This window comes from Phormidesmis sp. 146-33 (assembly GCF_052939515.1).
In genome coordinates this window covers 113,233-125,449 of sequence record NZ_JBJPHU010000003.1, presented here as the reverse complement: position 1 = coordinate 125,449, position 12,217 = coordinate 113,233, and the positions used below count along the sequence as shown (strand labels likewise).

The window sequence follows — 12,217 nt, the reverse complement described above, 5'->3', positions numbered from 1 at the left end:
AGTAATGGGTGATCAACCATCTCACAAATGGCCGATTGCCCATTCTCGATGAACAAACACAGTGAATAAGCATGGTTCCGACGACTGTAATCGTTTCACCTTCTGGTGCTGCGAAGTTTTGTACCGACCCAAAATCGACGAGGTAAACCTGACCGGATTACCAGAACGATCGCCCAACAGCACATTACTCGGCTTAATATCCCGATGAATCACGGGAGGCTGATGATGGTGCAGATAGATTAGAGTTTCGGGCAGTGATTTTGCCAATAACCTTGAACCAGCGCAAACCCCTGACCATTTGCAGTATCAATTTCAAACGAATCAACATAGCCAGGAATCGACGGATGAGAGAGCGATCGCAGCGTTTCAGTTTCGCGCTCAAACAGCTTCAAATCGTCCCAGGTAAAATCGCTGCTAAAAGTCAGGCGTTTGACCACGACTAGCTCATTAGTTCGGGAATCTTGCGCCAGTAGAGTCTGCCGCCCTGCTTTTTGGCCGAGTTGTTTTTAAATGTGGTAGCGATCGTGAAGCATTTCTGGCAACGAATCTTTCAGCACGTCTGACATCGCTCGTTTTATACAAAGATGTGCCGATTCTAGCCTAGCCAGATCGCCAACCACAAAACTTCATCCTCCCAATGACTGAACTTCCTCAACCGATAGCCCTGTCTTTTGACTGATCATCTCAGCATCCAGCACATCTAATAGTTGTCGAGCAATCTCGATCGCTTTCTGTCTGGCTCCCTGCTGCATCCCCTGTTGCATCCCCTGTTGCACCCCTTCTTGAATTCCTTTGAGAATAGCGTTGTGGCTATCGTGAATGAACATCTCTTGACTTTGCAGAACTTCTAACTCTTTGCGCGTCAGTTTGCTGTGCTTGGCGATTCTAAAAGCCTGATTGATTGCGGGAATGGTTTCAAGGCTAGAAGGCACCATGCGTAAGTCTTTGGCAGATTTGAGAAAATAGATCCACTTATCAGCGATCGTCTCCAATTCTTCCAGCGACTTGTCAAACTTGGGCAACTCCACAAACACCAGTTCAATATCGTCGCTGTAATCGGTTAGTTCGTCTTGCTCTTTTAGCTTATATCGAGAAATCACCTTCGAGCTTTCTGGAAACATCTCAAAGTCTGTGATCGTGAGCGCAATCACCGAATTAAGCCCACTATAGCTCTCACCCACATCTAGCTGAATCGATAGCGCCTTAGCCGCGTTGTACAACACTCGCTTATCAAACCCCAACACGTTTAGCACCTGCATCTCAATGATCACGGTCTTGTTGCCTGTGACGGTCGCCTTCACATCTAAATAGGAATCTTTAATCCCTTTGATCCGGGGGGCCTGGTATGGATCAAGAATCTCTATATCCTGGATGACTGGATCACCCTGATGCAAAATGGCATTGAGAAAGCTGATCAAAATGTCTTTGCTCTTCTTGGAGCCAAAAATTTTCTTGAAGGCAAAATCTGTCTTGGGATTAATAAACGGGCCGGCCATATACGATCGCTCATAAACAATCATTCTCATCGTACCAAGACTGACGGTAAACCTCACCCTTTTGGCGGTTCTTTCGACGGCTTGTCAGTATTCCTCTTATCGGTAACCACAACAGTTACATTACGGTTTGCCCCAGTGTCTCAAACGGTTGCACGCTCTACATTAGATACATGCAGAAGAGACGAGCCAAGTTACTCAACTTCTTCTCTCGCACTCCAATCAATCGCGACTCTCTCAAAGGTAAACAAGATGACTATGATGCGTTGGCAACCCTGGCAAGAAATGGACTCTGTACGCCGTCAACTCGATCGGATGTTTGATGATTTTGCCCCTCTACGTGAAGCCATGAAGATCAGCGAACCCACTTGGACACCCGCTGTCGAGCTTTCGAGCAATGATGCCGAATTCGTGCTTCGCGCCCAGCTTCCTGGCATTGATGCCAAAGATGTCGATGTACAAGTTGGCCGCAACGCGATCGCTCTCTCCGGTGAACACAAGTTCGAGAACAAGACCGAAGAAAACGGCTATTTCCGCTCTGAATTCCGCTATGGCAAATTTCAGCGGGTGATTCCGCTCCCGGCTGCGGTGCAAAACGATCAAGTCAAAGCCGACTTCAAAGATGGTGTATTGACCCTGACCCTGCCTCGCGTCCAAGCCGTCAAGCCCTCCGTTGTCAAGGTCGATCTGACTGGCGCAGACACAACCGCCCTCCCTGCTGAAACGGCCCCACAAGCCCCTCACGCAATAGAGAACGCAGAAACAAGCGACGTTTGGCAAGGCTAGGAAGAAGGGATGAGGGATGAAGGATGAAGGATGAAAGGAAGATAATTAGGATTTGGAAAGGTGGGTTCATCCTATCGAAGAAGTTCTACTCATCCCTCATTCCTCATCCCTCATCCCTCCCAACCGTCCCCGGTTTGGTTCGGTAAACACGCCTTCATAGAAAGGCAGAACGTGAACAACATATAAGGTAGGGGATTGAAGATTGCTTTGGTGGCATTGAAGGTACTGCGCTGACGACCCGACTTGCAGAAGTGCGATCGGTGGACGACCCTTGAGTCCTGGCCGCCCCCCTTTGACGATTCTGGCTGCTTGCCAGTCCCCTACCCCCCTACTCGCTTAAGATATTTGATGGAGCCAAGGCACTGATATGGCAAAAGTTGTTGGAATTGACTTAGGTACTACAAACTCCTGCGTTGCGGTGATGGAGGGTGGCAAGCCCACTGTAATCGCCAATGCTGAAGGATTTCGTACGACTCCCTCTGTCGTTGCGTTTGCGAAAAATGGCGATCGCTTAGTCGGTCAAATCGCCAAACGGCAAGCGGTGATGAACCCCGAAAATACGTTCTACTCGGTCAAGCGGTTTATTGGTCGTCGCTTTGATGAAGTGACCAACGAAACGACCGAAGTTTCTTACAAAGTTCTGACTGTCAACGGCAATGTGAAAATCGATTGCCCTGCGGCGGGTAAGCAGTTTGCTCCCGAAGAAATTTCTGCCCAAGTTCTGAGAAAGCTGATCGAAGATGCCAGCAAGTATCTGGGCGAAACGGTGACTCAAGCGGTGATTACCGTTCCGGCATACTTCAATGACTCTCAGCGCCAAGCCACTAAGGATGCTGGCAAGATCGCAGGTGTGGAAGTGCTGCGGATTATCAACGAGCCGACGGCAGCATCGCTGGCTTATGGGTTAGATAAGAAGAGCAACGAAACAATTCTCGTCTTTGACTTGGGCGGCGGTACGTTTGACGTATCGGTTCTCGAAATTGGCGAAGGCGTGTTTGAAGTGCTGGCGACTTCTGGAGACACTCACTTAGGTGGGGATGACTTTGACAAGAAGATCGTAGACTTCCTGGCTGGCGAATTTCAGCGCGCAGAAGGCATCGATTTGCGGAAAGACAAGCAGGCTTTGCAACGTCTGACGGAAGCGGCTGAGAAAGCGAAGATTGAACTTTCCAGCGTTACGCAAGCGGACATCAACCTGCCATTCATCACGGCGACTCAAGACGGGCCCAAGCATTTGGATACAACCCTGACTCGCCAAAAATTTGAGGAACTCTGCTCTGATTTGATCGATCGCTGCCGCATTCCCGTCGAAAATGCGCTTCGCGATGCCAAGCTCGACAAGAGCAAGATTGACGAAGTGGTGCTGGTGGGCGGTTCGACTCGGATTCCCGCCGTTCAAGAAATCGTCAAGCGTGTCTTGGGCAAAGATCCCAACCAAAGCGTTAACCCGGATGAAGTGGTGGCAGTGGGTGCAGCGATTCAAGCGGGCGTTCTTTCGGGTGAAGCGGGAACCGAAGGTCTGTTGCTGCTCGATGTAACTCCGCTCTCTCTGGGTGTCGAAACCCTGGGCGGCGTGATGACCAAGATTATTCCTCGCAACACCACCATTCCCACCAAAAAGTCAGAAGTCTTCTCGACCGCGGTGGATGGTCAAAGCAACGTGGAAATTCACGTTTTGCAAGGTGAGCGGGAGATGTCGAACGACAACAAGAGTCTGGGAACCTTCCGCTTGGATGGCATTCCTCCGGCTCCTCGTGGCGTTCCTCAAATCGAAGTCACTTTTGACATTGACGCAAACGGCATCTTGACCGTCGGCGCAAAAGATAAGGGCACTGGCAAAGAACAAACCATCAGCATCACGGGTGCTTCGACGCTGCCCAAAGATGATGTCGAACGGATGGTGCGCGATGCCGAGCAAAACGCTTCGACTGACAAAGAGCGGCGTGAGCGTATCGACCTGAAAAACCAAGCAGATTCGCTGGCGTACCAGGCTGAGAAGCAAATGAGCGAGTTGGGCGATAAGATTCCCCCTGCTGACAAAGAGAAGGTGGATGGTCTGGTCAAGGATCTGAGAGCGGCGATCGCTTCCGAGGACTTTGACAGAATCAAGACGCTAAACACTGATCTTCAACAAGCGCTCTACGGCATCACGACCAATCTCTATCAACAGTCGGGTGGCGGTGCGGCTCCGGGTGGCCCTGATGAAGGGGTTCCGGGTGCAACGGGTGCGGCTCCGAGTGGTGACGATGTGATTGACGCTGATTTCACCGAGTCCAAGTAAATGTAATAGGGAATGGGCGATCGTTCATTCCTGACTTAACTTAAAAGATTGAAGCTGGTAGATTTCTCACCGTTGAGGACTACCAGCTTTTTAATTGACTACAGTTGAATAGTCTTCTTGTCGTGCAATTCCTCCAGGTGAATGAGTGAACCGTCGCCGATGACAATGTTGAACTTCATTAGAGACCGTTGCACTTGATAGCCTGACAACACTCGAATGATTTGGTATTCAGTCGTTAAATCGCTGCTACCATCCCATTTGAGAAGTGCCAGTTTCGTCGAGGCAACTTCACTCAGTTGTTCAATAAACTCGTCCATCGGATCGATCACGTCTGAGAGAATGCCAGAAGGCATAAAGATAAACCGCTCTTGCAAATCCAAGGTAACGGTGACTTGGTAGCGTCTCACTAACGAGCATTGCAACTCAAAGCTAAACGAAACCGAGTCAGGAAGGTGTCTCCTAACGGCCATGTTGTTTTATCCTCTCTATTTAGTTCAAAGAGGATAGGAACGCTGACGGCTCAAACGTTCCCCCATCGTATGAAGTGTATGCAGGATCTTGATTCCAACCTTTCAAGATCCCATCGCAAAGCAGACGTAGTACAATCATGAACGCCTCCGAAGTTAGTTAGTGTAACTTTGGATGGAAGTCCTCGGAGTCTGATTGCCTAGATCAGATTTCCGGGGCGTGATATCCACCTGCGGACATCTTACAAGAGTTTTTGTTTTTTTGGAATACTGAATTTTTGAGGAGAGTATTGTCTTCAGATCATTCAACGAACTGCAAACTTCCCGTCCACTGCGACTCAACACACAGATATAAATTATCGTCCCCGTCCCATAGAGCAAACTTCCCAGTAAGTGATACACCCCATCAAGTTGTCCTAAGACAGCTTTTGCTTCTGTGCGAGTGAAGACGACGGGCAAGCAACGGCACGGATTTGATCGACTAAACGCAATGACTGATTCATTGGGGACGGGAAGGGTTACTTTCTCCTACCTTAGAATCGAAAAATCTGAGCGCCATTCGGTATAAGTACCGAAAATGGGGGAGTTATGCGGTGCAGATTCAGTATAAATCCTAAAAAAACGGGAGTTATCCGGTTTCCAGGCAGCATAATTTGCTCGTGGAGGTATTTATCCTGATTGGGAGAGGTTCCAGCCGCAGAAATAATAGTTAGGCCTCTTGCAGATTAGATGGCGAAAGCCTTGAGCCGAAAGATTTGGAGCTAAATCTGCAAAGTTGGCTTTCATTTTTAGTCCAAAACCAGAGCAGCCAGTAGTTTGAAACGTTGAATTTTCGTTAATGTGCAAGAGGTCTAGTTATGCCGCTAATTTATCTGTTAAGACGTAGTTATAAACATCTGAGTTTTTGCAATTATGTGTATTTTTTCCGCTTCAGTTTCATTGGTAGAAGGAACAAAGATCTTTGCGAGATGTTCTGCGGAATCAAAACAATTTTTGGTCTATAGCATGGCGTATGAAGCAGACCAGGATATAGCGATGATTCTGCCGTTGCCTGTTGGTTCTCATGATGAAGATACAGCCGTTCGTTTTATAGCTTTGGATGGTTATCCGAATTTTTTCGATGATATGTTAACTGCCTTTCCTGAATTGATGCCTGAGCTATCAAGGTCATTTTCAGGGGAAGGTGAATGTTCTGCTTCGGAACTGCTGAAAGTCCATGAAGTAGGCGATTACAATGCGAGTTTCATCCCTACCCTAGATGACTTTGGTCGTTTAGACCCTCAATTCAAGTTATCAAAGCAAGTTTGGGATCGTTTACCCAAATATAAAGATTATGGTTTTGCTGTATTCAAGTTGAAGGCATCTACTCGCAATCAACAGCAATACATCCAAGCGACCGAGAATAATCCTTATGCCGATCACTGGTCGAGATTACATTCTCGCTTGAACACAACACATCCAATGGCATTTGAATTTATCACTCGTTCACCTAATACACTCTTCTTCCCTACGATTCACATTCATGATGGAGAAGTTCATAAGGAGGCAAATTTTGACCATCATTTGTATTATCAGGGAGACAGCTTCTCCAATTCGGCTACATTGCTAAAAGAAATTAGCTCAGACAAACTCGCCGCAGAATTTATGGATATAACAAAGACAAAGGGGGTAGTAGATAGTGACCAGGGATGTCATGCTATCGTGATGTCAGGTATATTGCCGAATCAGGACACTGTGCTTTCCACGGTCTAACAACTCTATTGGAGCGGACTTTTGAGATTTTCGTATAAAAGTTTAGCTTGACTTTGAGCCGCTCAATAGGAACGTTAGCCTGCTACGTTTTAGGTTGTGGCGGTTATCGTAAAGCTATCTGTCAGTGTTTAGTGTGGAGTGAATTGCATCTTGTTTTTCATCAGCAAACTCAGCCTGTGCAGTTATGACCTCATCTAAATGGTCAACAAGCCATTGATCCAAAGACTTCAAAGCTTTACCTAGTGACTGACCCAACGGTGTGAGTTCGTACTCCACATGCGGAGGCACAACCTGAAACGCTTGACGCTTGACTAATCCATGCTCTTCTAGACTTCTCAAAGTTTGCGTCAACATTTTTTGAGAAATTCCCTCAATTTGTCGGAGCAGTTCATTATTGCGACGTGGTTGATCCTTCAAAGCAAACATGATCAATAGACTCCATTTGTCGGCGATCAGCGCGAGTAAGTGTCTAGATGGGCAAGATTCTGCGAAGAGATCGGCAACTCGTTTTTCTGTTGGTTGTGTCATAAAAGCATGGTTACTAAAAGGTGCGTACTTGTCTCCCAGTTCCTATCAACTTAAGCTACTGATGTCAAGACATTAGTGGAGTGATGGACTGATGAATTCTGATAAACTCATCACGGTTTTTGGTGCGACTGGAACACAGGGAAATGCAGTTGCTAAAAAGCTTTTACAGGAAGGTTGGCAAGTTCGTGCGGTGACGCGAGATCCCAAATCAACGAAAGCTCAAGCCCTTTCAAAACTGGGTGCTGACATTGTTTCGGCTGATTTTGATGATTTTGCCTCACTGGTCAAGGCTCTAGAAAATGCCTATGGCGTTTACAGCGTTCAACCTGCTCTAACGACCCCAGGAGATGTGGGTCAGGCGCGGTGGGGGATCGCGGTTGCTGATGCAGCTTGGATAGTGCAGGTACAGCATTTTGTCTATGCTTCCGCAGTTATCGATCGCGCTAAAGGTATACCAGGTTTGGGGTCAAAGCGAGCCGTTGAAGAACGCATTGCAGAATTATCGCTTCCAGCAACCATCTTACGCCCCGGTTTCTTTATGGAAAACTTAACCACCTATTTCCCGGTACGCTCAGATGCTGACGAGTTGACTCTATCAATTCCTTTTCCACTTGATCGTAAACTTCAGATGGTTGCTGTTGATGATATTGCTGAGGTTGCTGCCGCAGTGTTTGCAAACCCTCAAAATTATCTTGGGCAAGCGATCGAAATTGTTGGGGATGCCATGACGTTGGATGAAATGGCAGCGTCATGGAGTAAGATGGCAGGACAACAATGCAGTGCAGTATCTATTCCCCTGGATACGCTTGCACAGTTTTGGTCACAAGGAGTACCGTTATTTCGCTTCATTGGGGAGGGAGGATGTGATGTAGATGTTACTACCACTTCTAAGGAGATAGCGAGGCTCTCCTTCCCTGAATGGTTACAACGTGTTGGCATTGTTGCCGCAGGCTAACAATTGCAATGCAGCGGACGGTTGAGAGAGCTCGGTTTATATTGCTCCCCACACGGCAATGAAAAGCGTAGTCTCAGGGTTAACTGTTGCAGTAAGATCAAGCAGCAGTCTAACTCTTGAATTATATCGATGGTTGATAAAATTAAAATTTATAACTCTATGTCCGAGTTCTATACTTCAATGGGTGGAACTCTAGAGCAGGACGCTGATTTTACTATACTCTGACGGGCTATTGATTTTGGTTTTCCAGGTGGGTAAAAATCAGGAAGCCGTCTACCCTTGTGAAAGCCTTGATTCAACTAACCTTCACGACTGAGGACATTGAACAACTGCATTACGAACGCTTTCATCATCCCCATCCGCGTGTCCAACGAAAGATAGAAGCGTTGTATCTCAAAAGTCAGGGCTACCCGCATTGGGAGATTGCCCAATTGATTCGGGTTACGGAACCAACGTTGTTGAGTTATTTTCGGGATTACCAAACTGGCGGGATCGCCCAACTCAAAGAAATCACCTTCTATCGACCGCAGAGCGAACTGAAACAGCATCAGGAGAGTTTGGAGGCATACTTTCGAGTCCATCCTCCGAAAACGTTGGCACAAGCGGCAGCCAAGATTGAGGAGATGACTGGCATGGTTCGCAGTCGGGAGCAAGTGCGCCGCTTCCTCAAAGGAATGGGGATGAGTTGCCGTCGGGTCGGCGCGCTGCCTGCAAAAGCCGATCCCGAAGCCCAAGCGGAATTTCTAAAAAAAACTAGAACCCCGGTTGGAGGAGGCAAAAGCAGGTAAGCGAGCCGTTTTCTTTGTCGATGCGGCGCATTTTGTTCTGGGTGCTTATTTTGGCTTTTTGTGGTGCTTTGAACGCTTGTTTGTCAAAACGGGTTCAGGACGGCAATGCTTTAATGTCCTCGGTGCCCTCAATGCGGTCACTCATGAACTGATCACCGTCACCAACGAAACCTACATCAATGCTCAGAGTGTTTGTGAGTTACTCCATAAATTAGCCGCCTTGGGGTTGAGTATCCCGATCACTCTGGTGTTGGACAATGCTCGGTATCAAAAGTGTACGTTGGTGATGGAGGTGGCTCAAGCTTTGAACATCGAACTGCTGTATCTGACAGCGTACTCTCCCAATCTGAACTTGATTGAGCGCCTATGGAAATTCGTCAAAAAGCAGTGTTTATATTCGATTTACTATGCTGACTTCAATGCTTTCAAGGAGGCAATCACTTCTTATCTCAACCAGTGTCATACGACTTATAAACCAGAATTAGACTCATTGCTAACCTTGCAATTCCGATCTTTCAAGAAAGCAAAGTCTATCCCCTGACAAGGTATAGCACAGCCAGCAAAAATTCTATACAGAGATCTTTACCCCAATCTTTACCCCAACCTCGTTGAAAAAAACCCAACAATACCCGACGCAAAAAAACAGGACTGGCTGAGATCAAGTCCTGAAAGGCTTATCCCGTAGGCGAAACGGTTGATTTTCCTGAAAGCTGGTGACAAGACTCGAACTTGCGACCGGCTGATTACAAATCAGCTGCTCTACCAACTGAGCTACACCAGCACATCCTGTATTCTATCAGATTGTAGGCCGCCCTCAAAGGGTTTGGGAGGTCGTCACCCTAAAGTTGAGCCACAAAAAAACGATCGCCCTAAACCAACCAGTTAAATTCCAGTCCTTCTAAGACGATCGCTGCTTTACACCTTGGCTAACTCAGCTTCTGGAAGAGTTTCCTGGGGTTCAAGCTGATCCAAAATTGTGAGAAATTCTTGCTCAAAAATCACCTGAGCGCGGTTGGTGCTGCCTCCGATGTAGAATTTGCCGTCTTTTTGTAAGCCCCAAATCTGGGAGTGAGACACATAGCTCATCATCGTGCTGATCATCAACAAGCCAAATCCTAGATAGACGATCGGCACGCCAGGGTCGGCTTTGATTTGGAGTCCAGTGCTACCGATGATGTCAGCGATCGCCAGAGTCACGCCTTTGACCTCGACAGACATGCCTTTGCGAACGGTAGAAAGCAGCTTGCCGTCTGTGTCGTAGACAAGTAGTAGCCCCTGTAGATCTCTAGCTACGAGAGAAATACCATCGCTGAGATCCGGCTTAATCGGAATCCAGGTGCCCCAAATTCGGCTGCCAACTGCGTCGAGCTTGGCCATGGGAAATTGTAGAATCGGACTTTTGTTAATTTTGACCTGGACGGCGGAGATGGCCCAGTCTGCTTGATAGAGTGTTACGCCGTTGTGTTTGAGGGGTTGATTGACGTGAATGGTTTTGCGATCGACTTCCTTACCGTCGTTGTCCAAGACTGAAAGATCGGAGTAAAACTGATCGATTTCGCCTGTGGGCAAGTAGTCGATCCAGAAGCGATTGACTTTCACGGCCCAATCCTTGGGAAACTGTGGCTCTGCCCAGGGGCCCGCATCGACGATGTTTTTGATCATAAAAGTGCCGCCACTAGGGACAACTTCTTGAGCAATAAAGCCCGTCATTGCGCCGACGATGCCCCCGATGAGAATTAGCATCATACTAATGTGGACAATGATTGGCCCAATCCGCCCAATGATGCCTTTGCGAGCATAAAATTTGTCTCCGTCTTGCCAGACTCGATAGCGGTTTTTTTCTAATAGCTGAAGGGCACGATCGCTCAATGTTCCTTCAAATTCGGCACTCAGGGCAAACTTGCTGAATTGGCGGGGCTGTGTGTAAAACTTGCTGGTGTTGCGAGTAAACCATCTCAGGGCGGGTAGCTGACGCACAAAGGTACAGGCTGTCAAACTAGAGCCAAACAAAATCAACAGCGCCAAATACCACCAGGTGCGATAGACGTGATCAAAGCCAGCCGTGAGCAGCACCTTCCAGGTCAAGAAGCCAAACAGGGCGGGGTGTTCGGGGTAGTTTGATTGGTAAAATTCCAGGGATTGTCCCTGCTCGATCACAGTGCCTGCAATGCTGAAGACGGCGATCGCTAACAGCAAGACGATCGCTAACCTCAAATCTGCTAACAGCGGCAACAGTTCTTTTTTGAAGTAGCGTCTGGGCGGCCCCGATAGCTTGGTGAAAAAGGAAGTTTCTGTCGTCATTTTTATGAGAAGAATTTTATGAGAAGAAGTCTATTCTAGAAAGTAGGGAAAAAACGCCGAATCCGACCAGCAGCGCCCCACTAACGGGATTGATCCAGCCTGACCATTTTCGCAATTCCAAGATTTTTTTGATAGAAGCGGTGAAGGTTCCCGCTAACACTAAGGGCGCAACGTATCCCGCTGTGTAGCAAAGCAGTAAGCTTCCACCTAAAACGGGATCTTTTGTCGTCGCAATCCAGGTGAGCAGGGTGGCTAAAACGGGAGTGCTACAGGGAGACGCGACCAAACCGAACGTCAAGCCGATTAAGTACGATCGCACCCCTTTGGGCAGCTCTTCAGAAATCCAGTCGGTGGCTCCGATCGAGGGCAATCTCAACGGCAGCGCATTCAGCAAATTTAAGCCCATGATAATCGCGACAAGACTGACGGCGATCGGGAGTCCGATACCAATCTGGCCATACACCTGCCCAACGACTGTGGCAAAAATTCCCAGACCTGCCAGCGTAGTTGCCAGACCGAATGAAAACCAGAGTGACTGGGTAGCTGCCTGAAGCCGACTTTTGGTTTCGTAGCCGCCGATGTACCCGATCGTAATGGGCAACATGGACAGCGTACAAGGAGTCAGACTGGTGAGCAACCCCGCCCCAAAGATGATGCCAATGCTCACGGGAGTTATGTGATTTAACTGATTTGAGACGATCGTGTTGGCAAACTGAGATAGCTCGTAAAGTTGGGTTTGAATATCTAACATGGGAGCCGGGTGTAGAAGTGTGGGAGGGGCGGATTGCAGAAATCTCTTTGGCTTCGTGCTGAAGTCTTCTGCCCCCCAAGCTGCCAATTCTGGGGGACTTTGAGACAGGAATTTT

At 47.9% G+C, this 12,217-nt stretch carries 11 protein-coding genes, 1 tRNA gene and 1 pseudogene; 5 read left to right on the top strand and 8 right to left on the bottom strand.

Annotated elements, in window-relative coordinates; translation table 11 throughout:
- Positions 1-21: 21 nt before the first annotated feature.
- The 3 genes from ACJ2PR_RS02525 to ACJ2PR_RS02515 form a co-directional block, all read right to left on the bottom strand.
- A complete protein-coding gene (locus tag ACJ2PR_RS02525) occupies positions 22-267 on the bottom strand; it encodes a hypothetical protein (RefSeq protein ID WP_446861224.1) in 246 nt (81 codons plus the stop codon).
- Positions 240-437 (bottom strand): hypothetical protein, encoded by a 198-nt coding sequence (locus ACJ2PR_RS02520; RefSeq protein WP_446875784.1) that lies wholly within the window; start codon positions 435-437, stop codon positions 240-242. The genes ACJ2PR_RS02525 and ACJ2PR_RS02520 overlap by 28 nt, the downstream gene beginning before the upstream one ends.
- 189 nt (positions 438-626) lie before the next feature.
- Positions 627-1,526 carry an Rpn family recombination-promoting nuclease/putative transposase gene (locus tag ACJ2PR_RS02515; protein ID WP_446875783.1) on the bottom strand — a complete coding sequence of 300 codons (900 nt, stop codon included), beginning with the start codon at positions 1,524-1,526 and terminating at the stop codon, positions 627-629.
- Between the two features lie 219 nt (positions 1,527-1,745).
- Between ACJ2PR_RS02515 and ACJ2PR_RS02510 the strand changes: the two genes are divergently transcribed.
- Positions 1,746-2,279 carry an Hsp20/alpha crystallin family protein gene (locus tag ACJ2PR_RS02510; RefSeq protein WP_446875782.1) on the top strand — a complete coding sequence of 178 codons (534 nt, stop codon included), beginning with the start codon at positions 1,746-1,748 and terminating at the stop codon, positions 2,277-2,279.
- Between the two features lie 367 nt (positions 2,280-2,646).
- The gene (dnaK, locus tag ACJ2PR_RS02505) at positions 2,647-4,560 is read left to right on the top strand and encodes a molecular chaperone DnaK (protein WP_446867317.1); all 1,914 of its coding nucleotides are present in this window, start codon (positions 2,647-2,649) and stop codon (positions 4,558-4,560) included.
- Positions 4,561-4,658: 98 nt separating this feature from the next.
- Here dnaK and ACJ2PR_RS02500 read toward each other — a convergent pair whose 3' ends face one another.
- On the bottom strand, positions 4,659-5,030 hold the full coding sequence (locus ACJ2PR_RS02500; RefSeq protein ID WP_446875781.1) for a hypothetical protein: 372 nt from the start codon (positions 5,028-5,030) through the stop codon (positions 4,659-4,661).
- Positions 5,031-5,939: 909 nt separating this feature from the next.
- On the opposite strand from ACJ2PR_RS02500, the gene ACJ2PR_RS02495 reads away from it, so the two are divergent.
- Positions 5,940-6,779, top strand: coding sequence for a hypothetical protein (locus ACJ2PR_RS02495; protein ID WP_446875780.1), 840 nt, complete (start codon positions 5,940-5,942; stop codon positions 6,777-6,779).
- 114 nt (positions 6,780-6,893) lie between these two features.
- Here ACJ2PR_RS02495 and ACJ2PR_RS02490 read toward each other — a convergent pair whose 3' ends face one another.
- Complete coding sequence (locus ACJ2PR_RS02490; protein WP_446875779.1) at positions 6,894-7,307, bottom strand: winged helix-turn-helix transcriptional regulator; 414 nt, start codon at positions 7,305-7,307, stop codon at positions 6,894-6,896.
- A gap of 91 nt (positions 7,308-7,398) precedes the next feature.
- On the opposite strand from ACJ2PR_RS02490, the gene ACJ2PR_RS02485 reads away from it, so the two are divergent.
- Positions 7,399-8,262, top strand: a complete 864-nt coding sequence (locus tag ACJ2PR_RS02485; RefSeq protein WP_446875778.1) for an NmrA/HSCARG family protein — start codon at positions 7,399-7,401, stop codon at positions 8,260-8,262.
- Between the two features lie 290 nt (positions 8,263-8,552).
- Positions 8,553-9,591 (top strand): annotated as a pseudogene (locus ACJ2PR_RS02480) (IS630 family transposase).
- Between the two features lie 167 nt (positions 9,592-9,758).
- Here the strand turns inward: ACJ2PR_RS02480 and ACJ2PR_RS02475 are convergent.
- From ACJ2PR_RS02475 to ACJ2PR_RS02465, 3 genes are all read right to left on the bottom strand, one after another.
- Positions 9,759-9,831 (bottom strand) — tRNA-Thr (locus tag ACJ2PR_RS02475).
- 134 nt (positions 9,832-9,965) lie between these two features.
- Entirely contained in the window at positions 9,966-11,351 is a 1,386-nt protein-coding gene (locus tag ACJ2PR_RS02470; RefSeq protein WP_446875777.1) for a cytochrome c biogenesis protein, read from the bottom strand.
- Between the two features lie 16 nt (positions 11,352-11,367).
- Complete coding sequence (locus ACJ2PR_RS02465) at positions 11,368-12,102, bottom strand: cytochrome c biogenesis protein CcdA (protein WP_446875776.1); 735 nt, start codon at positions 12,100-12,102, stop codon at positions 11,368-11,370.
- Positions 12,103-12,217 lie beyond the last annotated feature (115 nt).

Bases quoted from the DNA above. Each gene is read 5' to 3' on its own strand.
- ACJ2PR_RS02510 (WP_446875782.1), top strand. From the start codon at position 1,746: ATGACTATGATGCGTTGGCAACCCTGGCAAGAAATGGACTCTGTACGC.
- dnaK (WP_446867317.1), top strand. From the start codon at position 2,647: ATGGCAAAAGTTGTTGGAATTGACTTAGGTACTACAAACTCCTGCGTT.
- ACJ2PR_RS02490 (WP_446875779.1), bottom strand. From the start codon at position 7,307: ATGACACAACCAACAGAAAAACGAGTTGCCGATCTCTTCGCAGAATCT.
- ACJ2PR_RS02485 (WP_446875778.1), top strand. From the start codon at position 7,399: ATGAATTCTGATAAACTCATCACGGTTTTTGGTGCGACTGGAACACAG.
- ACJ2PR_RS02470 (WP_446875777.1), bottom strand. From the start codon at position 11,351: ATGACGACAGAAACTTCCTTTTTCACCAAGCTATCGGGGCCGCCCAGA.
- ACJ2PR_RS02500 (WP_446875781.1), bottom strand. From the start codon at position 5,030: ATGGCCGTTAGGAGACACCTTCCTGACTCGGTTTCGTTTAGCTTTGAG.
- ACJ2PR_RS02465 (WP_446875776.1), bottom strand. From the start codon at position 12,102: ATGTTAGATATTCAAACCCAACTTTACGAGCTATCTCAGTTTGCCAAC.
- ACJ2PR_RS02515 (WP_446875783.1), bottom strand. From the start codon at position 1,526: ATGAGAATGATTGTTTATGAGCGATCGTATATGGCCGGCCCGTTTATT.
- ACJ2PR_RS02495 (WP_446875780.1), top strand. From the start codon at position 5,940: ATGTGTATTTTTTCCGCTTCAGTTTCATTGGTAGAAGGAACAAAGATC.